Origin of the sequence: Caulobacter sp. UC70_42 (genome assembly GCF_044056025.1) — a bacterium.
Classification (GTDB): Bacteria; Pseudomonadota; Alphaproteobacteria; order Caulobacterales; family Caulobacteraceae; genus Caulobacter.
The window spans coordinates 3,638,290-3,662,549 of record NZ_CP171994.1; the positions used below are offsets into that span (position 1 = coordinate 3,638,290).

Sequence of the window (24,260 nt, forward strand, 5' to 3'; positions counted from 1 at the left end):
GCAAAGGATGTCCATCTGACCCAGGTCGTGGATCGCCGACAGGCGCTTGACCACCACCTTGGCGGCGGCCATGCGCTGGGCGCCGCGCGACAGGGCCACGGTCATGATCATCGGCAGGAGTTCGGGCGTCAGCCCGACCGCCAGGGCCATGGCGAACAGGAACGACTGAAGGGCCGGTCGACCCAGCGCCAAGTGGGCCAGCAGCACGAAGAGCACCAGGAACAGGGTCAGGCGAACGATCAGGACCCCCAGCTGGTGAACGCCGCGCTCGAACGCGGTGGGCGGCTGCGCTTTGCTCAAGGCTCGGGCGATGGCGCCAAGCCGGGTGCGCGGGCCGGTGGCGGCCACCAGCATTCTGGCCGTGCCGGCGACCACCGAGGCGCCCTCGAACAGGGCGTTGCGCGCGTCCGCCAAGGTGGCTTCCGTCGCGGCGGGCTCGACGGCTTTCTCCACCGGATAGGGCTCGCCGGTCAGCAGGGCCTGGTTGACCTGGACATTGTTGGCGGCCAGCACCACGCCGTCGGCCGGCACAAGGTCGCCTGCCGCCAAGTCGACGACGTCGCCAGCCACCAACTGGGCGGCGGGAACTTCGCCGGCCTTGCCGTCTCGCCAGGCGCGAGCGCGCAACGCGATCGTTTGGCGCAAGGCCTCCGCGCTCGCCCGCGCGCGATGTTCCTGGATCATGTCCAGCCCGGTGGACGCCAGGACGACGGCGACGATGATCACGAAACTGGGCGCGTCTCCCGTGGCCCCGGCGATCGCGGCGGCCACCAGCAGGATGGCCACCAAGGGGTTCGCCAGGCGCCGCAGCAGATCCGCCAGGGGATGGCTGTGCGTGCTCGGGGCGAGGCTGTTGGGGCCATCCACGGCCAGTCGGCGCACGGCTTCCTGCGTCGAAAGACCCTGGAGATCGCTCCCCAGGGTCTTGAGCAGGACGTCGGCGCCTTGCCGCCAGAACGGCGGGAGCTTGGCGCTCACCGCCGGCGCCCGGTCAGGCGAAGCGCGAACAGGAAGAGGTTCAGCAGATCAAGATAGAGCGTCAGGCCGCCCATGACCGCCGGCCGCGGGCGCCATTCCAGCCTTCGGCGGCGAGGCGCCGCAAGCGCTGGACATCGAAGGCGGTCAGACCGGCGAATATCAGGGCGCCCATCGCGCAAATCGCGAGGTCCAGAGGCGAGGATCGCAGAAAGAGGTTGGCCACCATGGCCAGGAGCAAGGTCACGACGCTCATGGTCATGAAGACCCCCAGGCCGCCAAGATCGATCCGGGTCACCGCGCCGAGCGCGGCCATGACTCCGAACCCGGCCGCGACGCACACCAGGGCCAGGGCCAGGTCATGGCCGGAATAGGCCATCACCAGCCCGCCCAGGGATAGTCCGACCAGCGCGGCGTAGCTCAGAAACATCATCGCCGCGACGGCGGGAGAGAGGCGGGTGATCGAGGCGCTGAGGGTCAGCACGATCAGCAGGGGCGCCAGGGTCACCATCCAGCCGACGCCCGTCAGACCCTGGTCGGTGAACAGGGCCCGCGAAACGGCCGGCAGATAGGCCGCGCTCCAGGCCGCGGCCGCCGAGATCAACACGCCGCCAGCCATCCAGGCCCAGACCGAGGCCATGAAACCCGTCGCCCGATCGGGCGGGACCGATAGGGCCGCGCCAAGGTCAAGGTCGTCTCCGCGCCTAGGCATTGCTTTCTCCTCCGCCGTCGCTCTCGGCGCCGGGAACCAGACGCGCGGAGGGTGGTCGGGGCGACCGCCGCGCCCAATTGGGAAAGCTACGTAGATTTGCGAGGTTCGCCCGCGCCGAGGTCGCGATAGGTCAAGCGCACGCCGCCTTGGTGGAGGAGAGCCCGCCGTGACCGCCGCTCTTGCGATCGACAGCCGCCAGCCGCCAGCCGCCAAGGCCGACGATCCCGGCGATGCGTGGGCTGAACGCCTGGATCGCCTGGCCAGCGCGGGGCTGGCGCGGATGACCGGCGGGCTCTCGCCGCTTTCGATCCTCTCTGCGTATGCCGACTGGGCGACCCACCTGGCTCTTTCGCCCGGCCGCCAGTGGCGCTTGGGCGTCAAGGCCGGACGCAAGATGTCGCGCTTGGCCGACTTCACCGGGCGCGCCCTTCTGGAAGGCTCGGCCGCCGCGCCGGCGATCACACCCTTGCCCCAGGACCACCGGTTCGATGATCCGGCTTGGCGAACCTGGCCCTTCAATCTGCTCGAGCAGGGCTTCCTGCTGCAGCAACAATGGTGGGATGCGGCCTTGACTGGCGTGCCGGGCGTCACCGCGCCGCATCAGGCCATGGCGCGCTTCGCCGCGCGCCAGATGCTGGATGTCCTGGCGCCGTCGAACTTCGTGCTCACCAATCCCGTCGTCCAGGCCAAGGTCGCCAAGACAGGCGGCGTCTGCCTGGCCCAAGGCGCGGCCAATCTCCTCGACGATGTCCGCCGCGGGCTCTCCGGTGAGCCGCCGGCCGGGGCGGAAGCCTTTCGTCCTGGCCATGAGGTGGCGATCACGCCGGGGCAGGTGGTGTTCCGCAACGATCTGATCGAGCTGATCCGCTATGCGCCCGCCACCGCGCAGGTCCGGCCCGAGCCGGTGCTGATCACCTCGGCCTGGATCATGAAGTTCTACATCCTGGACCTGTCGCCCGAGAACTCCCTGGTGCGTTGGCTGGTGGACCAAGGGTTTTGCGTCTTCATGATCTCCTGGCGCAATCCAGGCCCCGCGGATCGGGGCCTGGACCTGGAGGATTACCGGCGTCAGGGTTTCCTGGCGGCGCTGGACGCGGTGGTCGCGGAGACCGGAGCCAGCGCCGTTCACGCGGTGGGATACTGCCTGGGCGGAACCTTGCTGGCCATCGCCGCCGCGACCATGGCGCGCGACGGCGATGAGCGACTGGCGAGCGTGACGCTGCTGGCCGCGCAGACGGAGTTCAGCGAGCCAGGGGAACTGGGCCTGTTCATTGATGCGGGTCAGGTGCGTTTCCTGGAGGACCTGATGTGGTCCAGGGGCTATCTCGACCCGCGTCAGATGAGCGGGGCTTTCCAGATTCTGCGTTCCAACGACCTTGTCTGGTCGCGCCTGGTGCGGGACTACCTGATGGGCGAGCGCGCGCCCATGAGCGATCTGATGGCCTGGAACAGCGATGGCACCAGACTGCCCTACGCCATGCACAGCCAATATCTTCATTCATTGTTCTTGAACGATGATCTGGCCGAGGGGCGGTTCCTGGTCGAGGGACGGCCCATCGCCCTGGAGGATATCCGGGTCCCGATCTTCGCCGTCGGCGCCGAATGGGACCACGTCGCGCCATGGCGTTCGGTCTTCAAGATCCATCTGCTGACTGGCGCCGAGGTCACCTTCCTGCTGACCAGTGGCGGGCATAACGCCGGCATCATCTCCGAACCGCGTCGTCCGGGCCGGCGATGGCGTCGCCGGACGCGGCCGGCCGACGGCCGCTATGTCGACCCCGAGGCCTGGCTCGGCCAGGCCGAGCAGGGAGAGGGATCCTGGTGGCCGCAATGGGCGAAATGGCTGGCCGATCGCTCGGGTCCGTCCGTTCCGGCCCGGACGCTGGAACCGGCCGACCAGCCCGGGAAAGGCAGTCGCGCGCCCGCGCCGGGGCGCTATGTTCTCGAACGCTGACTCGCGGGAAACAGCACAAGCCAAGCCCGCGCCGACCACGAGCTTCATCGCGCTGATCATGGCTTCGATCGTCGTCACCTTGGGGCTGATCCCGTCGGGACTAGGCGCTTTCTAGGCCACCTGCACGGCGACCCTGCACCTCCAGGGCGCCAATGGAGCAGGTCTTCGCCTCGACGGTCCTGCTGCGACTGTTGACCCTGTGGACGCCGATGGCGCCCCGGCATGGCTCTGCTGCACCTTGGCGCGCACGGCGGTAAGAACGCGGGACCGCCTCGGGCCATAGGCCCACGGACACCGCCTAGGGCGCGGCGCGAGCGGCCAGCCTGGCGGGGGAGGCGACGCGGAAGCGACGGCAGCCCTCCAGGGCGATGAGGCCTTCGCTCTGCAGCTGGCTGAACATGCGCGAGACGGTCTCGATGCTCAGGCCCAGGTGATCGGCGATGTCCTGGCGGCTCATCGCCAACTCGCTCCAGACCGACCGCTGTCGCTTGGCCACGTCGGACAGGAAGCCGGCGACCTTCTCCAAGGCGCTCTTGCGGGCCAGGAGCATCATGTGCTCGTGCGCCCGTTCCAGCTCCGAGCCGGTGGCCTGCCAGATGGCCCGTTCCAGGCCGTGGCCGGCCTCACCGCGATGGCGCATGGTCGAGCGCCGGGCGACCAGGACGCGGGTGGGACCCAGCGCCTCGGCCGAGGACAGGTGCGCGGGTCCGGTCTCCAGGCCGAAGAGATCGCCCGGATAATAGAAGCCGGCGATCTGGCGGCGGCCGTCGCTGGTCAGGCGCGAGGCGCGCACCGCGCCGCTCTGGACCTGATAGACGAGATCGGTCTCTTCGCCCTGGGCGTAGATCTCCTCGTCGCTGGCGTAGGCGATGCTGACGCCCATGTCGCCGAACATGTCGGCCATGGGCGGATAAAGCGACGTCATCGCTGGAGCGGCGGCGGATCTCGGTAAGGCGTGCATCGACATCGTGGCTCTCCCTGCGGCGCGATGACAGGGATAGTGCCGCACGCCCCAACCACACCATTGGGAACAATACTTAACCCTGGCGTGCAGACCTCCGTGGACGTGTGCGTCGGTGCCGCTGTCGGACCGTCCAGTGCGGTCGATCGGACGCGGGTTACCAGATCGTCATGGCCCTTTGGGTCCAGGTCCATCGCGACTCCCAGCCGGTTTGGCCGTTGTTGATCGCCTGGGTGATCTTCCTGCTCGCGCTTTCGTCGTTGCTGTCGGCCTGCAGGATCGCCGACAGGTGGTTCTTGTCCCAGAACCAGGCCGCGGCGAGGGACCCGATATCCGGGCCGGCGACCAGCTCCGGCTTCAGGCGGATATCGCCGACATCAGGTCGTCGAGACGCCAACCACGCGCCAAAGAGCGTATAGTTGTCGCGTCCGGTCAGTTGCTTGGGCCCCCGGCCTCGAAAGTAATAGCCGTCGTCCGAGCCCTCGCGGTTGCCCATGCGGCCGTTGTAGACCTTGTTGGCGAGCGCCTTTGGATTTCCGGCGAACGGCGTGGGGTCGACGGTCTTGAAGCGTCCAGGCCAGGTCTTGCGAATTTGCGCGGCCGAGTACCACAGATCTTCCTCGAACGTTCGGAATCCCATGGACTCATGGGCCATCTGGCCAAGCCAGTGAACGGTCGCGCGCCGGCCGGTGATGCCACACATATCGCCCGCCCGCGCCAGCGCAGCGCACCAGGCCTCCGCGCTCTGAGGTCCGATCTTCGGTACGAATTTCCGGAAGGTGTCGTAGGTGATCAGAGACATGCGCCCGCTATCTCCTGAAGCGCTGTTAGCTCGATATTGCCATTATGGCGTGTGCGCGGCCAAAGTTCGCGTCGCCACCATGAGCGATTGAGCTGGACCGTCAAGAGCGGCGTTCTATCGCGATCGCCGCGGATAGACCGCCGTCAGTGGCGAGCGTTCGGGAGGCGGCCGGCTACGGCGCGACGCGACGCATGCGGAGCGCCCGTGCGACGGCGGCGAAGGCGGCGGCGACGTGCTCGGTCAGCCAACTGACGGGATTTTCGCCGGGGCGTCGGCGGCTGGTCACCCAGGTGGCGACGCAGATGATCGCGAAGAGCGCGGCCGGCCCGCCGACCGTCACGGCCGCCGGAAGGCGAGCCGCCGAGACCATGGCCTGGCCGAGGATCATGGAGGTCTCGAAGAGGAACAGCAGAACCCCGCCAGTGGCCATGGCCGACCCCGAGCCCGCGCGCTTGGCGCTCAGGCCGAACGGAACGGCCAGGAGCGGCAGCAGGGGCAGGATCAGCGCCCGCGAGGACCGAGCATAGAGTTCGGCCAGCAAGGTCTGCCGGGGAAGGGCGGGTCGCGCGGCGCCAAAGCCCTGCTGGGCCAGTTCGACCAGAGTCAGCTCGCTGACCTCGTCGCCCCGCAGCCGCAGCAGCTTGGCCGACTGCGACAGGGGCAGATCGAAGGCGAAGCGCGAGAATCGGGCGACATAGACCCGGGCGTCGCGGGTCGTGCTGACCTGTCGACCGTCGCGCAGCTCCAGCTTCACGCTTTGATCGCCCGCGTCCTTGCTGACCTCCGCCGAGACCGCCGTCAGGACGTCCTCGCGTCCGTCGGGACCGATCTTGCGGATGAAGACATGTTGGAGACGACGTCCGCTGGCGTCGGCGTCATCGGCGGTCAGGAAGACGTCGGGCCCGGCGTTGAGCAAGGCCTTGGGCCTGACGTCGCCGTTCCATCCGGCGTTCTCGGCCGCGTGCAGGACCGCGTGATAGGCGTAGCGGCTATAGGGCTGGATGAAGCCGAACAACACCACGCTGAAGACCATCAGCAGGAGGCCAAGGCCGACGAAGGGGGCGGCGAACCGGCCCAGCGATATGCCGCTGGCCAGGATGGCGTCGATCTCCGAACTCTTGTTGAGGCCGTTCACGACCACGAACAAGCCGATGAAAAAGCCGCCGGGCAGGGTCAGGCCCACATAGTGCGGGACGAGATTGACCAGCAGCTCGGTCAGGAACTTGAAGCCTTCCGTCGTCTGAGAGAGCAGTTGGAAGGACCGCATCAGACGCTCCATCAGGAACGCCACCATCGTGCTGATCAGCACGGCGGCCATCGGCGTCAAAGTCCGCCGCAGCAGGTAGCGGTCAAGTATGGTCGGGAACATGGGCGATACGCGGGGGGCTTCAAAGCGCCGGCAGGCCGGCGGCCCGCGGCTCCACCTTGGCCGGTGAGCGCCACGCGCGCACGGCGGGGGCTTGCGGAGCGGGGCGCGCGTCCAGGGCCTCGGCGTAGACGTCCAGCACCGCGTCCATAACCTCCGTCCAGCGATAGGCGGCGCTGCGCTCGAGCGCGGCGGCGCCCAGGCGCCGTCGTTCCTCCGGGTGGACGAGCAGACCCGACAGGGCGCCGGCATAGGCTGAAGGATGATCCGCGCAGAGGAGGGCGTTGCGGCCGTGGCGCAGCAGCGCGCGCGTGTTGGGCGCATCGGCGCAGACCATCGCCAGGCCGCAGGCCATCGCTTCCAGATTGACGTTGCCGAAGGTCTCGGTGGTGCTGGGATTGAGGAAGATGTCGCCGCTGGCCAGGGCCGTGGCCAAAGTCTCTCCGGTCAGGAAGCCGGTGAAGACGGCCGAGGGCATCCGCTCCTGGAACCAGGATCGGCCGGGTCCGTCGCCGATCACCACCACCTGCGGGGCGTGGCCCGCCGCCTCCAGTTGACCGATGGTCTCGGCGAACGCCGCCAGGCCTTTTTCCATGACGATCCGCCCGAGAAAGACGATCACCGGACGATCAGGGGCGAAACCCTGGCTCAGTCGCCAGGCCTCGCTGCGGCGTCCGGGATGGAAGAGTTCGGGATCGACGCCGCGCGCCCAGGTCCGGATGCGGACCGGCAGGTTATCGGCGCGAAGCTCGTCGCCGATCGCTTCGGTCGGGGCCAGGACATAATCGCAAGCCCCATAGAAGTTCCAGAGATGGCGACGCACCAACGGGCGCAGTCGGCCCAGGCCATAGTAGTCGAGATAGGTGTCGAACAGCGTGTGCAGGCTGGCGACCACCGGAACCTTCAGCGCGCGCGCGAACTTCAAGGCCGCCGAGCCCAGAAGGTCCGGCGCGGACAGATGGATGAGGTCGGGCTTGAAGGCCTGGATATCGCGTCGCAAGGCGCGCGGGAGGCCCAGGGCCAGGCGGTAGTCCCGCCGGAACGGGATCTTCACGGACGGCACCGAGATCAGCTGTCCCATGGGCTCGAAGGCAGGGTTCGGGCCGGTCGGGGAATAGACCCGCACCTCCGCGCCCACGGTGCGCTGCAGGTGGTCGACCAACCGGTTCAGCGACTTGTTCGCGCCATCGAGGGTGTAGTTGTAGTTCCCCGAAAACAAGGCAATCCGCAACGGGCGCACACCATCGGTGCGCGTCAACGCCTTGACGTCCATATCAGTCCTTCCACGAGCGCGGCCCCTGGCCCCCCGGCCACTACGACGACGCGCTTGCCCCACCACCACACGGAATCTCGAACTCGATGAGACCTACACCCGCTAACGTCGTCTTTTTGTGAAGGCGGCCCGCCGCGCCACCGTCACGGTGATGGTCTACGGGTGCCGGCGGGGTAATTTCAGGAAGCACGATGCGGGTAGTGGATGTCGCCGAGTTCTATTCGCCCACTGGCGGGGGCGTGCGAACCTATATCGATCGCAAGTTCGAGGCGGCCGCCCAGTTGGGCCACGAACTCTTCGTCATCGCGCCGGGGTCGGAGGACGGATTCGAACCGCGCGCCTCGGGAGGCCTGATCCAGGTTCGCGCTCCCCGGCTGCCGTTCGACGCGAACTATCACATGTTCTGGGAAGCGGGACCGGTGCATCGCTGGCTCGATTCACTGTCGCCGGACCTAGTCGAGGCGTCCTCGCCTTGGCGCGGGGCCTGGATCGTCGCCAACTGGTCCGCGCCCGCCGCCCGGGCCATGTTCATGCACGCCGACCCGGTGGCGATCTATCCCCAGAGGTGGATGGCCTCCGTCGCCAGCCCCGAGAGGATCGATCAGCTCTTCGACTGGTTCTGGAACTATCTTCGAAAGCTGACGGGGCGTTTCGCCTCCGTCGTGACTGGCGGGCACTGGCTGGGTCGCCGCTTCGAGCATCACGGCCTGGAGGCCGTGACGAGCATCCCGCTCGGCGTGGATCGTGGCTCTTTCTCGCCGCGACTGCGGGACGAACGTCTGAGGTCGGAGCTGCTGGAGGCCTGTTCCTGCCCGAACGATGCGAAATTGGCCCTGGCGGTCGGACGTTTCCACCCTGAAAAGCGCTGGCCCATGGTGATCGAGGCCACGACAAGAGCCCGCGCCGATGTCCCGATCGGCCTCGTCGTGGTGGGCGACGGCATCGACCGCGCCAGGGTTCGGCGAGCGGCCGCCGGCAAGGTTCACGTCCATCTGATCCCGCCGATCCGCGACAGAGGCTTGCTGGCCGCTCACCTGGCCAGCGCGGATGTCCTGGTGCACGGCTGCGACTCAGAGACCTTCGGCCTGCTTCCGGCCGAGGCGATGGCTAGCGGCCTTCCACTGGTGGGGCCCGATCGCGGCGGTTTCGCCGACCTCGCCCAACCGTCGACCTCGGAAGTCTACCGCTCCGGCGACACCCAGGCGGCCGCGGCGGCCATCCGTCGCTTGTTCTCGCGCGACCCGGGCGCATTGAAGGCTGCGGCGATCGAGGCGGCCGCGGGGGTCAGGCGCGACACCGACCATTTCGCGGACCTGTTCGAGCACTATCAACGTGTCGCGGATAGAGGGCGGTCAGTCGAGCCGAGGCCCGCGGCCCGGCGGCCGCCGGCGGGCGCGAGCGTTTGACTCGCGTGAGGCAAGCCGATGCCGCCCCCTCCGACGACAAGCCAGAGGTCGCGACAAAAAAGGCGTCGCCATGGTGGAACGTGCTGGGCGGCGCCCTGTCGGTTGGCCTGGTCGTGGCCATCGTTCTCCAGCTGGACGACGCGACCTCGGACGTCCTGAAGACGATCAACCGGCTTCCGCTCCTTGTTTGGCCGGTCTTGGTGCTGCTCTACCTGACGCAGCCGATCTGTGATTTCGCGGTTTTCCGGCGGCTCTGGAACCTGCCCCTGGCAGGCTTCGAGGCTCTGTTGCGCAAGACCGTGATCAACGAGGTCGTGCTCGGTTACAGCGGCGAGGCCTATCTCTACGTCTGGGCGCGGCGTGCGGTCGGCGCCGCCGCGCCTTTCGGCGCCATCAAGGACGTCAACATCGTCTCGGCGCTGCTCGGCAATCTCCTGACCTTGGCGCTGGCGGCGATCAGCGCCACCCGGCTCCAGGATCTCGACTTCGCCCAGCGGCTGGGGCCAGCGATGTGGTCTGGGCTCATTCCCGTGGCGATCTCGGTCGGCCTTCTGATCTTCGGGCGCCGGGTGTTCTCGCTGCGCCTGGGGCAACTGGCCTATGTCGCCGTCGCGCACGCGCTTCGGCTCGTGGCGTCGACGGCCCTGATCGTTCTGATCTGGAGGATCGCGTTGCCGGACGTCGCTCCAGGCCTGTGGTTGGTCGTGCTGGCGATCCGCTATCTCGTTTCACGCCTCCCGCTGATCTCGAACAAGGATCTGGTGTTCGGAAACCTGATGCTTCTGCTGCTGGGCGCGCAGTCCTCGGTGGCGGTGTTGCTGGCGGCGCTGGCGCTCATGACGCTTGGCCTGCACTTGGCGGTGATCATCGGGCTTTTCGCTGTCGATCTGGTCCGTGGTGTCGCGCGCGGACCCACGACGAGCGCCTGACCGCGCCCAGCCGCGCGAACGCGAGGCGGCTAGGTCTTCCCCGACAGGATCGCGCCCAGCGACGGGGCCAGGGCCGATCCCAAGGCGCAAGCCGCGGGATGCTCTTCGCGCAACTTGGCGCGTTGGAAGAGCATCAGCTTGCGCCGGATGGTCGGCGCGGTCAGAGGGATGAGCCTGATCTTGTCCGTGTCGTAGCCTCGCGCGTAGAGCCAGGGGATGACGCCCAGGGCCATGCCGGCGCCGACCAGCCCGAACAGCGAGCCGACCTGATCCACGCGGAAGCGCTGGGAGGGCGAGAGATTGTTCTGGCGCATGGCCGCCGAACTCAGTTCGCCGATGCTGCCGCCGGTGAAGTGGACGATCTCGTCGCCTTCCAGGGCGCTCCAGGGCAGGACGTCATGCGAGGCGAGGGGGTGGTCGACCGGCGCGGCCAGCATCATCTCGTCCTCGGTGATCAGGCTGGCCTCGACATCGTCCTCGACCCGCCCCAGCACGCCGACGACGAGGTCCAGCGCGCCGGACCGCAAATCGGCCATCAGGCTGTCGTTCTTGCCGTCGCGCAGGTGGAAGCAGATGTCGGGGCGCTCCTGACCCAGGCGCGCGATGGCTTCGGCCGCGGCCGGCACCACCGAGGGAATGACGCCGACGCGCACGACCGCCCGGCCGCGCGTGGCCACGTCGGTCATATCGACGAAGGCGTTCTCGGCGGTGGTCAGCAGGCGGCGAGCATGGGGCAGGAAGGCCGCGCCCGCCTCGGTCAGGGCGACATGGTGGGTGCTGCGGTCGAACAGGCGCAGGCCCATATGGTCCTCGACCTGTCGGATCGCGGCGCTCAGCGCGGGCTGCGACACCATCATCCGCTCGGCGGCGCGGCTGAAGTTCGCCGACTCGGCCAGGGCCGTGAAGAACCTCAGTTGGCGGAGCGAAATGGCCTGGGTGCGGGCCGCGGGACGGGGGAGCGTGGCGGTCGATGAAGGCGGCACGGCGGATTTCCAGCAAGACTGGATCGCGCCTCCGGGTTGGTTATAAGCGCGATCGATAGCGAGATAATTACAAAGAATTTCCCTTTCTAAGGGGGCTCGCTAGCGTTCCCTCATCGCGCTTCCACCCAGCAGTATAAATAGAGGGCAGGGAAGATCGAAGTCGTGCTCAGGGGAGCGCGAATTTTGATCATCTCTACTTATCGGGGTGAACAACAATAAAGAGAAAATGCTGGGAGGGCTGTCGGCGGAGCGCGCCAACAACCAAGGGGGTTCTTCGATGTCGTCCTTTCCCGGTCTCGCGTTCGAAGCGATCCACATCCGCCGCAAGCGCGCGTCGTGGCTTGGGCTAGCCTCCACCGCCGTGCTGGCCGCCGTGGCCTGCGGTTCCGTCGCCAGCGCTCAGGAAGCGTCGTCCGATCAGGTCGAGGCGATCGTCGTCACCGGCTCGCGCATCAAGAGCCCCGACGCCACCAGCGTCAGCCCGGTCAGCACGATCGGCGACAAGGAAATCGCCCGACGCGGCGTCGTGCGCGTCGAGGACCTGATCAACACCCTGCCGCAGGCCTTCGCGGACCAAGGCAGCGGCAACCGCGGCGGCACGGTCGGCGCCAGCGGCACGGCGACCATCAACCTGCGAAACCTGGGCAACCAGCGGACCTTGGTCCTGATCGACGGGCGTCGCCTTATGCAGGGCGATCCAGCGCGCTCGGCGGCCCAGGCGGCCGACATCAACAACATCCCGGCGGCTCTGATCCAGCGCATCGACGTGGTCACGGGCGGCGCCTCGGCCGTCTACGGCTCGGACGCCCTGGCCGGTGTCGTCAACTTCATGCTCAAGCGCGACTTCGACGGCGTGCAGGTGGACGCGCAGGGCGGCCTTTACATGCACTCGAACGGCAATCGGATCGCCTCGGCGGCGCGGGCGGCCGGTCAGTTGCCGGCCTTCGGCCGCAGCTTCGACGGCGAGCAGCAGAGCTATTCGATCACCGCGGGCAAGAACTTCGCCGAAGGCCGTGGCAACGTCACCGGCTTCTTCAGCTACAAGCACATCTCCGGCGTCGGCACCAAGGATCGCGACTTCTCGACCTGCAACCTGTCGGCCACGGCGACTGGTTATGCCTGCTCGCTGTCCAGCGCCACCTATCCGGTGCAGTTCCAGCTGACCAACCCGACCACGGGCGCGACCCGCGGCAGCTACGCCCTGGAAGGCAATACGCTGCGCACCTATCGCAGCACGGACGGCTTCAACAACGGCAACACCTACGACCTGCAATCGCCTGACAAGCGCTACAACGCCGACCTGTTCGCCCGCTACCGGTTCTCCGACAAGGTCGAGGCCTATGGCGAGCTGATGTACATGCGCGACGAGGCCGACATCAAGCTGTCGCCGACCGCCGTGTTCACGGTCTCCGAGAAGATCAACTGCAACAATCCGCTGATGTCGGCTCAGGAAAAGAACCTGATCTGCACCTCGGTCGGCCTGACCGATGCGCAGAGCGCCAATGTCATCGTCTCGCAGCGCAACGCCCTGGGCGGCTCGCGTCACGACTACACGAACCACACCTCTTATCGCGGCGTGGCGGGCCTGCGCGGCGACCTCTCCTCGCACTGGCGCTATGACGTCTACGCCCAGTACGGCCGCACCGACTACAGCTCGCGCCTGACCGGCGACTACTCGCTGGCCAAGTTCGCCAAGGCCCTGCGCGCGGTGACCAACAGCAGCGGCCAGATCGTCTGCGAATCCGTGGTCAACGGGACCGATCCGTCGTGCGTGCCGATCAACCTGTTCCAGGCCGACGGCATCACGCCCGCGGCGCTGAACTACGTGCAGAACGTCGTCTACCGCGACGGCTACACCGAGGAGAGCATCTTCAGCGGCTCTTTGACCGGCGACCTGGGCGTGACCAGCCCGCTGGCCTCCTATCCGATCGGCGTGGCCATCGGCGCCGAATACCGCAAGGAAAAGATCAGCTTCCAGCCCGACAGCTTCTACAGCAGCCGCGACGTGGCCGGGAACTCGGGCGGTGAATTCCCGATCGCCGGCTCGTTCGACGTCAAGGAGGTCTATGGCGAAATCCGGATCCCGCTGGTCGAGAACAAGCCGTTCTTCAAGAGCCTGTCGGTCGAGGGCGGCGTCCGCTATTCCGACTATAGCACCGCTGGCGACACCTGGGCCTACAAGGGCGGCGGCGAGTGGGCCCCGATCAGCGACGTGCGCCTGCGCGCCAGCTATCAGCGCGCCGTTCGGGCCCCTAATCTGGTCGAGCTGTTCGGTCCCCAGCGGGTCGTAACGGCCGCGATCAGCGACCCCTGCGAAGGCGCGACGCCCAAGGCGACCGCCGCCCAATGCGCGCTGTCCGGTGTGACTGCGCTGCAGTACGGCTCGATCGCTCCGGCGGCCGGCCAGCAGTCGGGCGCGATGGTCGGAGGCAATCCGAACCTGGATCCCGAGACCTCGAACACCAAGTCGTTCGGCGTCCAGTTCACCCCGCGTTTCGTGCAGGGCCTGAGCCTCTCGATCGACTATTTCGACATCGACGTGAAGAAGCTGATCACCACGGTGCCGGCCAGCATCGAGCTGAACCAGTGCATCAATTCCGGCGTCTCGTGCGAACTGATCAAGCGTAACCCCGCCACCGGCTCGCTGGTGACCAGCGGCTATGTCGTCACCACCAGCATCAACGCCGGCTACCTGAAGACCAAGGGCCTGGATTTCGCGGCCAGCTACGCCCACGATCTGCCGGAACTGTTTGGCGCGAACCTGGGCCGTCTGGGCCTGAACTTCGCAGGCACGAAGACCGACAAGTACGAAGTCCAGATTCTGCCGGGCCTGGCGCCGTACCGTTGCGACGGCTATTTCGGCGTCACCTGCGGTCAGCCGATCCCGGAATGGCGTCACCGCCTGGTGGCCGACTGGACCCTGCCCAGCGGCGTCAACCTGTCGACCACGTGGCGCTATATCGGCGGTACGAAGAACGACAAGTCGAGCACCTCGATCTACCTGACCGGGGCCTACCAGCCCTACGACCTGAAGATGCCCAGCGTCAGCTATATCGACTTCGCGGCTTCGGCCAATGTCACCGAGAAGGTCACCCTGCGCCTGGGCGTCAACAACGCCTTCGACAAGGATCCGCCTGTGACCGCCAGCACGGGCGGCCAGACCTCGAACGGCGCCTTCTTTGCGGGGATGTACGACTCGCTGGGTCGCTACATCTTCGTCGGCGCCACCGCCCGCTTCTGATCAAGTCCCTTTTCGATCCAGACGGGGGAGGGGCGTTCTTCCTCCCGCGTCCAGGCCAAGGATCTCCCATGCTGCCCTGTCGCTTCTCCCCTTATTTGCGCCACGCAGCCCTTGGCCTGGCGGCGCTGCTCGCGAGCCAGTCGCTCGCGAGCGGCGCGCTCGCCCAGACCACGTCGCCGGCCGCCGCCAGGGACAAGGTCGCGATCTTCTTCGACAACGATTTTCTCGGTCCGGGCCAGAGCAACATCCAGTCGCTGATCCCGCTGCTGCGCGACGACCGGGTCAAGCTGCTGGGCATCGGCGTCGTCACGGGCGACGCCTGGCTGAAGGAGGAAGCCGCTCATGCGCTTCGCTTCCTCGAAATCGCCAAGCGTCCCGAGCCTCCCGTCCACCTGGGCGCGCAGATGCCGCTGATCCGCACCCAGGCCGAGATGGCCAACTGGGAGGCGCGCTACGGCAAGGTGCCGTTCAAGGGCGCCTGGAGCACGCCGCGCCCCGGCCGCACCTACCATCCCCAGGATCCCGACCTGATCCCGCCGATGCCGGAGGGCGAGCCGAAGCTCAAGGCCTCCGAGGAGGACGCCGTCCACGCCCTGATCCGCAACGTCCGCGCTCATCCGGGCGAGGTGACGATCGTCAGCGCCGGCCCCCTGACCAACATCGCCCTGGCGCTGCGCATCGCGCCCGACATCGCGACCCTGGCCAAGGAGATCGTCATCGAGCCGGGCAAGCTGGACACCGCCGTGGCGCGGGTGACCGGCAATACCGACTACGCCACCGACTTCAACTTCATCTTCGACCCGGAGGCGGCGCATATCGTGCTGACCGCGCCGTGGAAGAAGATCACCGTGATGGGCAACGTCACCGCCGCCGCCAAGGCGACGCAGGAAGTGGTCGACCGCATCGGCGCGGCCGGCACGCCGGTGGCGACCTACGTTAAGACCTACGCCCGGATCGGCCAGCCTTTGTGGGACGAGATTACCGTCGCCGTGGCCGTCGACCGTTCGCTGGTCACCGAGGAACTGGTGGCGCGCATGGACGTCGACACCTTCGCCGGGCCCTCCTATGGCCAGCCCGTCGTCTGGAAGTCGGACATGGCGCCGAACGCCGGCGAGCGTGAAGTCCACATCGTGCGGGCCATCGACGTGCCGCGCTTCCTTGAGACCTTCGTGGCGCAGGCCTCCAAATGACCAGGCTGTATACGCTGCTAGATCGCCGTTTCGCTCTGAGCGCGCGCGAGACCACGATCGGCCGCGAGATGATGGCGGGCCTGACCAGCTTCCTGGCGGCCGCCTATCTGATCGTCGTGATCCCGTCTCTGCTGTCGACCGGCGGCATGGACCGGGGCGCGGCCACCACGGCGGCGATCCTGGTGATGGCCTTGGGCAGCATCGCCATGGGCGTCTACGCCAACCTGCCGTTCATCGTCGGACCCGGCATCGGTGGCTCGGTGATCCTGGGCGTGACCCTGGCGCACACCGAGCATGTCCCCCTGGCCACTGGTCTGGCCATCGCCATGACTTCTGGCGTGCTTTTCCTGGTTCTGACCCTGACCGGTGCGCGCGAGCTGGTGGTCAAGATGATCCCGCCCCAGATCAAGCTCGGCCTGGGCGCGTCGATTGGCCTGTTCATCGCCATGCTGGGCTGCCGCGACGCGGGCATGGTGGCGGTCAACGCCAAGACCATGGCCCTGAAGCTGGGCGACTTCTCCCAGCCCGGACCGGTGGTGGCCCTGATCGGCTTAGCGGTCGCCCTGACCCTGCAGGCCCGCAAGATTCCCGGCGCGGTGCTGGCCGGCATCGCCGCCGCCGCCCTCGCGGGCATTCCGTTGGGCCTGACCAAGCTGCCGCCCAGCCTGCTTTCGCTGCCGCACGGCCTTGGACCGGTCGCCCTGCAGGTCGACTTCGCGGGCGCGTTCAGCCTGGCGGCTCTGCCCTATGTCTTCGCCTTCTTCGCGGGCGAGTTCTTCTCGACCCTCGGCACCACCCTGGCGATCGGCGCCAAGGCCGGACTGACCGACGCGGAGGGAAACCTGCCGGGGATCGAGCGGCCGTTCCTGGTCGACTCCTTCGCGGCCGCTGTCGGGCCGCTGATCGGCATTCCCGCTGGCACCGCCCTGGTCGAGTCCGCCGCGGGCGTCGAGGCCGGCGGCCGCACGGGCCTGACGCCGGTCACCGCCGCGGCGCTATTCCTGGGCGCCCTGTGCCTGCTGCCGCTGGCCATGGCCATCCCCAAGCAGGCCACCGCCCCGGCCCTGATCCTGATCGGCGTCTCGATGCTGGGCACGATCCGCCACCTGCGCGGCGAAGACGTCACGGACCTTTTCCCCGCCATCGCCATGGTGCTGCTGACCCTGATCTCCAACAGTTTCGGCACGGGCATCGCCGGCGGCCTGCTGGTCCACGTCATCGTCCAGGTGCTGGCTGGCAAGGCCCGCGAGATCCCGCTCGGCCTGTTCATTCTGGCCATTCCGCTCGGCTACTACTTCTACACGGCCGCCACGCACTGATGACCGACACCACCGCATCCATCGGAGCCGTCCCGGCCTCCACGCTGGGACGCAAGACGACCGACGCCCAGCGCGCCGTCTTCCGCGCCATTCCCAAGGTCGAGTTGCACTGCCATCTGCTGGGTTCGGTGCGGCGCGAGACCTTCACGGACATGGTCCGTCGAAGGGGGCGCGCCGATCACCGAGACCGAGATCGCCGCGTTCTACGAGCGCGGGTCCAAGCCGGTCGGCGTGCTGCGCGTGCTGCGGGCGCTGGAGCGTCACCTGCTGCAGGAACCCGACGACTTCCGCCGGATCACCTACGAGTACCTCCAGGACGCGGCGGCCGAGGGCGTGCGTCACGCCGAGTTCTTCTGGAACCCGACCGCGACGGTTCGCGATACGGGCCTGGCCTACCGCGAGGCCCAGGCCGGGATCCTGGCGGGCGTCCGCGAGGCGCGGGCGGATGTCGGCGTCAGCGGGCTGCTCATCCCCAGCATCGATCGCGAAGCCGAGGCTTCCAGCGCGCTCGAGATGGTCGAACTTATGCTCGGCTGCCGCGATCCCGCCGTACCCGGCATCGGCATCGACTATCGCGAGAACGACCGCCCGCCCGAGCTCTTCCATGAGGCCTACGCCCTGGCGCGTCGCCATGGCCTGAAGGCCACAGCCCATGCGGGCGAGTTCGGCATGCCCTGGACCAACGTCCAGACGGCCGTCGAGAGGCTGAAGGTCGATCGGATCGACCACGGCTACACCATCGTCGACAACCCGGATCTGGCCCGGCGCTATGCCGAGCGGGGCCTGGTGTTCACCATCGTGCCGACCAACTCCTACTATCTGCGCACGCTGGAGCCCGAGCGCTGGGCGATCGATCATCCGATCCGCGCCATGTCCGCCCTGGGGCTGAAGTTGCACCCCAACACCGACGACCCGACCTTGCACAACGTCACGCCCGGCGGCGCGTGGGAGCTGATGCACAGCCATCTCGGCTACGACATGGCTGACCTTCGCGCGATGATGCTGAACGGCGTGGACGGTTCCTGGACCGATGACGACCAGAAGGCCGAATGGCGCGCACGCTGGCCGGCCGAGTTCGACGCCCTGGTCGCGACGACAAGCTGGCCCGGTCCGGCGGTCTTCTCCCAGTGAGCAGGCCCCAGTGAGCGGGCTGACGACGGCGATCATTCGGCGGAGCCGCGCGGCGGCGGCCGATGTTCCGTCCGCCACGCTCGACATGGCGGGACTCTGCGTCCTCGACTGGTTCGGCCTGGCGATCGGGGGGGCGAGGAACCTGCGACGCGGTTGATCCGCCAGGTCGCGGAGGCTGAAGGCGCTGCTCCCGTCGCCTCGGCGGTGGGCGGGGGAAGGCGGTTCAGCGCTCGTCAGGCGGCCCTGGTCAATGGGGTGGCCGGACACGCGCTGGACTATGACGATGTCAATCTGGCGATGCGTGTCCACCCAACGGCGGTGATCCTGCCCGGATTGCTGGCCCTGGCCGAGGCCGAGGGCCTGTCGGGACGCGCGGTGATCGAGGCCTTCGTCGCCGGTTACGAAGCCGCCGGCATGATCGGGACCCTGATCAGCGCCAGCCACTATGCGCGGGGCTTTCACGCGACCGGGACGATCGGCGCGTTCGGCGCGGCGGCGGCCTGCGCCCATCTGCTGGGCCTCGACGAAGAGGAGACGGCGCGGGCCTATGGCCTGGCCGGCTCTCAGGCGGCGGGGCTGAAGGCGCAGTTCGGCACCATGGCCAAGCCGCTGCACGCGGGGCGAGCCGCCGAGGCCGGCGTGATGGCGGCGCTGTGGGCGCGCGCGGGCGTGAGCGCTCGCGCCGACATCCTGGAGCATCCGCGCGGCTTCGCCGCCACCCAGAGCGACGGGCTGCCGACACAAGGGTTGACGTGGGACGGCTACGCCTTGGACAGGAACCTGTTCAAGCACCACGCCGCCTGTTTCGGCGCGCACGGGACCCTGGAGGCGATTGGAGCCCTCCGTCGCCAGGGCCTCGCGCCAGACGCTGTGCGCGCGATCCGCCTGAAGGTGGACGCCGGGGCCGACGCCATGTGCAACATCGCCGAGCCAAGGACGGGGCTGGAAGCCAAGTTCAGCCTGCGTTTCAACGCGGCCCTGGCCCTGCACGGCGTCGATACCTCGGATGTCGCCGCCTATGCGGACTCCGTCGTTCAGCGCGGCGATCTGCAGGCTGTTCGGGCTATCACCGAGGTTGAGCTGGCGCCGGCGGGATGGCCCGAGGATGTCACCGAGGTCAGCATCGAGACCCTCGACGGCCGGAGGTTCGTGGCGCGTCACGACGTCTCCAGACCCGCCGGCGATCTGAACGTCCTGAGAGGGAGGTTGCGGACAAAGTTCCTGAATCTGGTCGAGCCTCGCCTTGGAGCGGCGCATTCCAAGGACCTGATGAGCCGCGTAGAGACCCTGGCGTCGACGGAGGATCTCGTCGGGTTGCTCGCGGCCGCCTGCGGCTGGCTTCGAAGACGTCGAGATAGGCGTTTGCCACCGGGGTGATCCGGTAGGCCTGAACCGCGGCGATCAGGGCGGAGGGCTCGGGCGGGGCGGCGGCCAGTTCGGCTTCGAGCGCCCTGGCGAGGCCGTCCACGTCGCCCGCCGCCGCGACGCGCCCGCGCCCGGGCGTGTCCAGGAGGTCCCGCACCGCTGGCGTGCAGTCCGTGGCGACGACAGGACGGCCGCGCCCCAGGGCCTCGACGATGACCGCGCCGAAGCCCTCGTGCCAGGAACTGAGCAGCAGGAGCCGCGCGCGATCGAGCCAGGGGGGCGATGTCCGGCGCGTAGCCGGCGAAGGTCACGCGCTCCCGGACGCCGAGGCTCTTGGCCAGCGCTTCCAGATCCGCCCGCAGCGGCCCGTCGCCGATGAAGGCCAGGCGGGCTTCGGCATCGGCGATCCTGGCGAAGGCCTTCAGGGCGATGTCATAGCCCTTTTCCGGCGCCAGGCGACCCGCCGCGACGATCAGCTTGCCGGAGGCGATCTTCGCCGGATGGAGGGTGTCGTCGAGCGCGGGCAGGGGGATCGCGGTGGCGATGCGGCGGCCCAACAATCTATCCGTCTCGGGCACGGTCCGAGGCGACAGCGTCACCATCGCGTCGACATCCCGAAGGCGGCGGCGCGCGCCGGCCTCGAACATCCGTTGTTTCAAGCCCTTGCGGCCATGTTTGAAGATGGGGGAGCTGACCTGGGCGACGATGGCCGGACGGTCGTCGCCCAGGCTCTTGGCCACGGAGCGGCAGACCGACCAGTGGAAGTTCCCGGGCGCGAACAGCACGTCGGCGGGATGGCGGCGCAAATGCTCGGCCACCGCGCGGCCCAGTCGGATGCGGGAGCCGAAGCCGCGTGGGATCGGCGGGGCGCACTCGACCAACTCCACGGCCTCCGACACCAAACCCGCCTGGGCGCCTGTCGCCGAGCCGCACAGCAAGGTGACCTGATGACCCGCCTTGGCCCAGGCGTCGGTCAGGCGCAGGGCGACGCGCTCGGTGCCGCCCAGGGGCAGGTCGTGCAGCACGACGAGGATTTTCATGCCAGGCGTTTCAAGCGCTGGACGATCGCCGCGCCGCGCGCCGCGAATTGTTCGGCCCCGAAGCGCGTCTCGATCCGGGCGCGGGCGGCCTGACCCATGGGCTCCAGGCGCTCCGGATTCGATAGCGCTTCAGCCAGAGCCACGGCCAGCGCGGCGGGGTCGAGCGGCGGAACGAGGAAACCAGTCTCACCGTCCACGATACTGTAGGGGAGCTCGCCGACCGCCGAGGCCAGCACCGGCAAGCCGGCCTGCATCGCTTCGTGGGCCGCGACGCACAGGCCCTCCGAGCGCGAGGGCTGGACAGATAGAGATGCAAGGTCGCCAGGAAGCTCCGCGGGTCCTGGCTGAAACCGACGAACCGGACATTGTCGAGACTGGCTTCCGCCTTCTGGGCCTCGAGCCGCTCCAGCTCGCCGCCATCGCCAGCGATCAGCACCTCGAACGGCGTGGCGGGCGCGAAGCCCTGAGCCTTCAACTGGGTCAGAGCCTCGAGCAGGACGTCATAGCCTTTCACGGGGTGCAGTCTGCCCAGCGCGCCGAGCCGCAGGGTCTGGCCCGGGCGCCACGGCTTGGCCTGGGGCGCGTCGGCGTCCACAGAGAAGATCGGCCAGCAGACCAGCTTGTCCGGATCGGGGGCGATCCGTTCGGCGGTCAGGGCGGTGACGCTTTCTGAATCGCCGATCCACAGGGCCGACGCCGAGCGCCGCCAGCGCAGCAGGGCGCGGTTGGCGGGCTTGAGGAAGGCGGCGTGCTGCCAGCTGACCACCGGCTTGCCCAGCCAGCCGCCGACGATCTGGCCCATCAGGGTGGCGCGGGTCAGGGAGGTCCAGACCACATCGGGCTCCCAGGCCTTCAGCTCGGCGTGGAGCCAGCGAAGGGCGGCGATCTGCTGTTTTTCGCTGGCCGGACAGACGCGTACGTCCAAGCCGGCGGCCTCCATGGCGACGGCGCCTCGGCCGTCGCGGCGGCTGAGCGCGAACACCGCGACCTCCGCGCCTTCGTCGCGCAGCACCCGGGCGATGGCGGGAACAGGCGATTGAGCGCCGCCGCCTTCGACGGAGTTGATCACATAGGCGATACGCATGTCAGGCGGCCATACTACGCGGTTTCGGGGCGTGCTCGCGGACGGACGAGCCTGGGTGGCCAACGCCGCGGCCAGCAGCGCCATGGTCAGCACCGCCTGCGCGACGATGCAAGGACCGATCGCGCCCTGGCCCCAGTCGGGCAGGGCGATCGACAACATGGCGACCAGGCTGAAACTGCCCATCAGATTCATGGTGGCCGACAGGCCGGGACGACCGAGGGCGGTCAGGGCCGCGCTCAGCGGCGGGGCGCAGAGCAGCAGGGTGCGGGCGATGGCCAGCCAAAGCATCAGCCCGCCGGCCGCGGCGAACCCATCACCGCCCATCAGCCGGGCGAACGTGTCTCCGAACAGGCCGAAAAGGACGCAGACCGGGATCGCGATAGCCATGGTCACGCCGCTGGCGCGGGCGATCGTCGAGATGACCAGCGCCGTCTCCCCCCTGGCGGCCAGCTTGGCCAATTCGGCGTAGGCCGCCTGGCCAAGGCTCTGGGCGGGTTGGGCGATCACGGTGGTGGCGCGCTGGGCGATGGCGAAGAGGCCGGCGGCGGCCGGGCCGCCCAGCCAGCCGATGGCCAGCGGCGTCACGCGCGCAGCCAGTTCAGCCAAGGTCACATCGGCGTTGGCGCCCAGCATGAAGCGGACAATGCCGGGGTTCTCGGCGCGCACGCCGCGGGGATCGGCGGCCAGGGCAAGCCCGCGTAGCGACCGGGGCATGACGGCGAAGGCCATGATCCACATCACGGCCCATTCCAGCACGGCCGCGGCCAGCCAGGCCCAAAGGAAACCGACCAGCCCCCAGCCGCCAATCCAGACGACGACGGCGCCAATCAGGCGCACGACGGGCGGAACCAGGCTGTGGACGCCCAGCAGGCCGAAGCGTCCAGTGACCTGCAGATAGCCAGCGGCCGTGGCGCGCACGGTGGCCAGCACCGCCAGGCTGTAGGGCAGACTCAGTTCGATGGCGCGCGCCGACCAGCCGAGCTTGGCGCCGATCCACGGCGCGAGCAGCGCCGAGATCACGACGGCGACGACCCCGCAGGCCAGCTCCAACGCGGCGGCGCATTTGAGCAGGCGGGCAAGCCTTCGCTCGTCTCCGGCCAGCAGGGCCTGGGCGCCATAGCGCACCACCGCGTGCCAGCCCGGGAACTCGATGACGCCGCCGACGGCGAGCACATAGGTGTGGACCAGAACCAGAATGCCGTAGTCCTTCGGGCCCAGGGCGTGGGCGGCCAGGGCGATATAGACGAGGCTGATGATCCCGGCCCCGGCCTTGCCGCTCAGGAGACGCAAGGTGTTGCCGAAGATGCCGCGCAGCGCGCCGCGATCCTCAGCCATTCGCGACACGGACGAACTCGGCGATCGGCTGCAGCAAAGGCGCGGTCAGGCCCGCGAACGCCGCCACGGCCCGCGCCGCGCGACGGGCCGAGGGCTCCTCGGTCAGGTCGAAGCTGTTCTCGAACTGCTCGCGCTGGACATGGCAGTAGCCGGCGGCGTGGTCGGTCGAGGCTGTTTCGAGCGCGCTGCCCAACTGATCCACGCCGTTGATCACGCGGCCCATCTTCCAGTGTCCGAAGTTCTTGTCGTTCTGCCAGTCATGGCCCTGCGGGTTCAGGAAGATGCAGGGACGCGAGCGCAGCAGGAACTCGTAGACCTGGCTGCTGGCGTCGCCAAGATAGATGTCGGCGGCCTGGGTGTAGGTCATGGTCGTCGAGGCGCGGCTGCCCAGGTCGATATGGATGTTCGGCGCGTTCAGGTGTCGCGCCGCCAGGCGACCGGGCCGGTCGATGCGTAGCTTGTCGACGCTGATCGTGAACGGGCGCTCGAACAGCATGACGTGCGGCGCGAAGATCAGTTGGTATTCGGGGTGGTCGACGAACCAGTCCAGGACCTGGCGGCCGACGGTGAACCACGACGACAGGTGCGGCGAGACGTGGGGGTTGTACAGCACCAGCGGACGACCGTCGTTCGGCAGCGGCCGCGCGGGGGCGGCCGAGGCCAGGTCGAATTTCGGATAGCCGACCACCGAGATCGCCTCGGGACTCACGCCGGTGTCGCTGACCAGTCGCTCGCGGATCTTCGGACCCGAAACCAGCACATGGTCGAAGAGGGCGCTGGCGGGGTCGAAGCCGACCGCCCGGTCCCCCGCGCCGTGACGCGTGTGGACGATCCTGAGGTTGTCCAGACCGAACTTGGTCTTGAGGATCAGCGAGGTCTTCTCGGCGACCACCAGCACGTCCACCGAGCGGAAGAAGTCGAGATTGTCGCGGTAGAACAGCAGCTTGCCGGCGGGGAGCAATCGCTCCAGCATCTGGTTCGCAAGCTGGCTGGACCGGCGTGTCAGGCCCAGTTCCACGACGGGCAGGCCGGCCCGGCCTCCGCTCAATCGCGTCACTTCGGCCGTCAGTCGGGCGTTCGACGTCGCGATGATGATCTCGGCGTCGAGATTGGCGTCCAGCATCGCCAGGGCGATCGGCAGGCTATGCGCCACCTGATGGACTTGGTCGTGATTGAAGAGGAAACAAATCCGCA

Annotated in this window: 16 protein-coding genes and 5 pseudogenes; 8 read left to right on the top strand and 13 right to left on the bottom strand. The window is 68.3% G+C overall.

From position 1 onward, the window contains the following. Positions 1 to 6: 6 nt before the first annotated feature. Positions 7 to 978, bottom strand: a pseudogene (locus ACHMW8_RS18140) (HAD-IC family P-type ATPase); the annotation flags it as partial. Between the two features lie 61 nt (positions 979 to 1,039). Continuing rightward, on the bottom strand, positions 1,040 to 1,687 hold the full coding sequence (locus ACHMW8_RS18145; protein ID WP_395443335.1) for a Bax inhibitor-1/YccA family protein: 648 nt from the start codon (positions 1,685 to 1,687) through the stop codon (positions 1,040 to 1,042). A gap of 166 nt (positions 1,688 to 1,853) precedes the next feature. On the opposite strand from ACHMW8_RS18145, the gene ACHMW8_RS18150 reads away from it, so the two are divergent. Next, on the top strand, positions 1,854 to 3,641 hold the full coding sequence (locus tag ACHMW8_RS18150; protein WP_395443336.1) for a PHA/PHB synthase family protein: 1,788 nt from the start codon (positions 1,854 to 1,856) through the stop codon (positions 3,639 to 3,641). A 298-nt stretch (positions 3,642 to 3,939) separates the two neighbouring features. Here the strand turns inward: ACHMW8_RS18150 and ACHMW8_RS18155 are convergent, their stop codons facing one another. From ACHMW8_RS18155 to ACHMW8_RS18170, 4 genes are all read right to left on the bottom strand, one after another. Continuing rightward, positions 3,940 to 4,608, bottom strand: a complete 669-nt coding sequence (locus ACHMW8_RS18155; RefSeq protein WP_125159695.1) for a helix-turn-helix domain-containing protein — start codon at positions 4,606 to 4,608, stop codon at positions 3,940 to 3,942. Between the two features lie 151 nt (positions 4,609 to 4,759). After that, a complete protein-coding gene (locus tag ACHMW8_RS18160) occupies positions 4,760 to 5,404 on the bottom strand; it encodes a glycoside hydrolase family 19 protein (RefSeq protein ID WP_395443337.1) in 645 nt (214 codons plus the stop codon). A gap of 172 nt (positions 5,405 to 5,576) precedes the next feature. Then, the gene (locus ACHMW8_RS18165; protein WP_125157763.1) at positions 5,577 to 6,773 is read right to left on the bottom strand and encodes an LptF/LptG family permease; all 1,197 of its coding nucleotides are present in this window, start codon (positions 6,771 to 6,773) and stop codon (positions 5,577 to 5,579) included. Between the two features lie 19 nt (positions 6,774 to 6,792). Beyond that, positions 6,793 to 8,028 carry a glycosyltransferase family 4 protein gene (locus ACHMW8_RS18170; RefSeq protein WP_395443338.1) on the bottom strand — a complete coding sequence of 412 codons (1,236 nt, stop codon included), beginning with the start codon at positions 8,026 to 8,028 and terminating at the stop codon, positions 6,793 to 6,795. A 206-nt stretch (positions 8,029 to 8,234) separates the two neighbouring features. Here ACHMW8_RS18170 and ACHMW8_RS18175 point away from each other — a divergent pair, with 206 nt between their 5' ends. Both ACHMW8_RS18175 and ACHMW8_RS18180 read left to right on the top strand, forming a co-directional pair. Next, the gene (locus ACHMW8_RS18175; RefSeq protein WP_395443339.1) at positions 8,235 to 9,449 is read left to right on the top strand and encodes a glycosyltransferase; all 1,215 of its coding nucleotides are present in this window, start codon (positions 8,235 to 8,237) and stop codon (positions 9,447 to 9,449) included. A 5-nt stretch (positions 9,450 to 9,454) separates the two neighbouring features. Then, the gene (locus tag ACHMW8_RS18180; protein WP_395443340.1) at positions 9,455 to 10,378 is read left to right on the top strand and encodes a hypothetical protein; all 924 of its coding nucleotides are present in this window, start codon (positions 9,455 to 9,457) and stop codon (positions 10,376 to 10,378) included. Between the two features lie 29 nt (positions 10,379 to 10,407). Here the strand turns inward: ACHMW8_RS18180 and ACHMW8_RS18185 are convergent, their stop codons facing one another. Then, positions 10,408 to 11,361, bottom strand: coding sequence for a LysR family transcriptional regulator (locus ACHMW8_RS18185; protein ID WP_125157766.1), 954 nt, complete (start codon positions 11,359 to 11,361; stop codon positions 10,408 to 10,410). Between the two features lie 277 nt (positions 11,362 to 11,638). Between ACHMW8_RS18185 and ACHMW8_RS18190 the strand changes: the two genes are divergently transcribed. From ACHMW8_RS18190 to ACHMW8_RS18210, 5 genes are all read left to right on the top strand, one after another. Next, a complete protein-coding gene (locus ACHMW8_RS18190) occupies positions 11,639 to 14,602 on the top strand; it encodes a TonB-dependent receptor (protein WP_395443341.1) in 2,964 nt (987 codons plus the stop codon). A gap of 68 nt (positions 14,603 to 14,670) precedes the next feature. After that, on the top strand, positions 14,671 to 15,792 hold the full coding sequence (locus ACHMW8_RS18195; RefSeq protein WP_395443342.1) for a nucleoside hydrolase: 1,122 nt from the start codon (positions 14,671 to 14,673) through the stop codon (positions 15,790 to 15,792). Beyond that, positions 15,789 to 17,111 (top strand): NCS2 family permease, encoded by a 1,323-nt coding sequence (locus ACHMW8_RS18200; protein ID WP_395443343.1) that lies wholly within the window; start codon positions 15,789 to 15,791, stop codon positions 17,109 to 17,111. Before ACHMW8_RS18195 ends, ACHMW8_RS18200 begins: the two co-directional genes overlap by 4 nt. Before the next feature lie 231 nt (positions 17,112 to 17,342). Further along, positions 17,343 to 18,242: an adenosine deaminase gene (locus tag ACHMW8_RS18205; protein WP_395443344.1), complete on the top strand. Its 900-nt coding sequence runs from the start codon at positions 17,343 to 17,345 to the stop codon at positions 18,240 to 18,242. Between the two features lie 108 nt (positions 18,243 to 18,350). Further along, positions 18,351 to 19,619 carry an MmgE/PrpD family protein gene (locus ACHMW8_RS18210; protein ID WP_395446009.1) on the top strand — a complete coding sequence of 423 codons (1,269 nt, stop codon included), beginning with the start codon at positions 18,351 to 18,353 and terminating at the stop codon, positions 19,617 to 19,619. Positions 19,620 to 19,740: 121 nt separating this feature from the next. Here ACHMW8_RS18210 and ACHMW8_RS18215 read toward each other — a convergent pair. From ACHMW8_RS18215 to ACHMW8_RS18240, 6 genes and pseudogenes are all read right to left on the bottom strand, one after another. Then, positions 19,741 to 19,860, bottom strand: a pseudogene (locus ACHMW8_RS18215) (glycosyltransferase); the annotation flags it as partial. 70 nt (positions 19,861 to 19,930) lie between these two features. Further along, positions 19,931 to 20,647, bottom strand: a pseudogene (locus tag ACHMW8_RS18220) (glycosyltransferase); the annotation flags it as partial. Then, positions 20,644 to 20,901 (bottom strand): glycosyltransferase, encoded by a 258-nt coding sequence (locus ACHMW8_RS18225; protein WP_395443345.1) that lies wholly within the window; start codon positions 20,899 to 20,901, stop codon positions 20,644 to 20,646. The gene ACHMW8_RS18225 and the pseudogene ACHMW8_RS18220, both read right to left, overlap by 4 nt. Positions 20,902 to 20,928: 27 nt before the next feature. After that, a pseudogene (locus ACHMW8_RS18230) lies at positions 20,929 to 21,051 on the bottom strand (hypothetical protein); the annotation flags it as partial. Further along, a pseudogene (locus ACHMW8_RS18235) lies at positions 21,006 to 23,066 on the bottom strand (glycosyltransferase); the annotation flags it as partial. The pseudogenes ACHMW8_RS18230 and ACHMW8_RS18235, both read right to left, overlap by 46 nt. Then, positions 23,059 to 24,219, bottom strand: a complete 1,161-nt coding sequence (locus ACHMW8_RS18240; protein ID WP_395443346.1) for a hypothetical protein — start codon at positions 24,217 to 24,219, stop codon at positions 23,059 to 23,061. The pseudogene ACHMW8_RS18235 and the gene ACHMW8_RS18240, both read right to left, overlap by 8 nt. Between the last annotated feature and the right edge of the window lie 41 nt (positions 24,220 to 24,260).

What these genes read in the sequence shown, in the direction of transcription:
- ACHMW8_RS18145 (WP_395443335.1), bottom strand. Translation starts at nt 1,687, where the DNA reads ATGCCTAGGCGCGGAGACGACCTTGACCTTGGCGCGGCCCTATCGGTC.
- ACHMW8_RS18155 (WP_125159695.1), bottom strand. Translation starts at nt 4,608, where the DNA reads ATGTCGATGCACGCCTTACCGAGATCCGCCGCCGCTCCAGCGATGACG.
- ACHMW8_RS18160 (WP_395443337.1), bottom strand. Translation starts at nt 5,404, where the DNA reads ATGTCTCTGATCACCTACGACACCTTCCGGAAATTCGTACCGAAGATC.
- ACHMW8_RS18165 (WP_125157763.1), bottom strand. Translation starts at nt 6,773, where the DNA reads ATGTTCCCGACCATACTTGACCGCTACCTGCTGCGGCGGACTTTGACG.
- ACHMW8_RS18175 (WP_395443339.1), top strand. Translation starts at nt 8,235, where the DNA reads ATGCGGGTAGTGGATGTCGCCGAGTTCTATTCGCCCACTGGCGGGGGC.
- ACHMW8_RS18190 (WP_395443341.1), top strand. Translation starts at nt 11,639, where the DNA reads ATGTCGTCCTTTCCCGGTCTCGCGTTCGAAGCGATCCACATCCGCCGC.
- ACHMW8_RS18195 (WP_395443342.1), top strand. Translation starts at nt 14,671, where the DNA reads ATGCTGCCCTGTCGCTTCTCCCCTTATTTGCGCCACGCAGCCCTTGGC.
- ACHMW8_RS18200 (WP_395443343.1), top strand. Translation starts at nt 15,789, where the DNA reads ATGACCAGGCTGTATACGCTGCTAGATCGCCGTTTCGCTCTGAGCGCG.
- ACHMW8_RS18225 (WP_395443345.1), bottom strand. Translation starts at nt 20,901, where the DNA reads ATGCAGGCCGGCTTGCCGGTGCTGGCCTCGGCGGTCGGCGAGCTCCCC.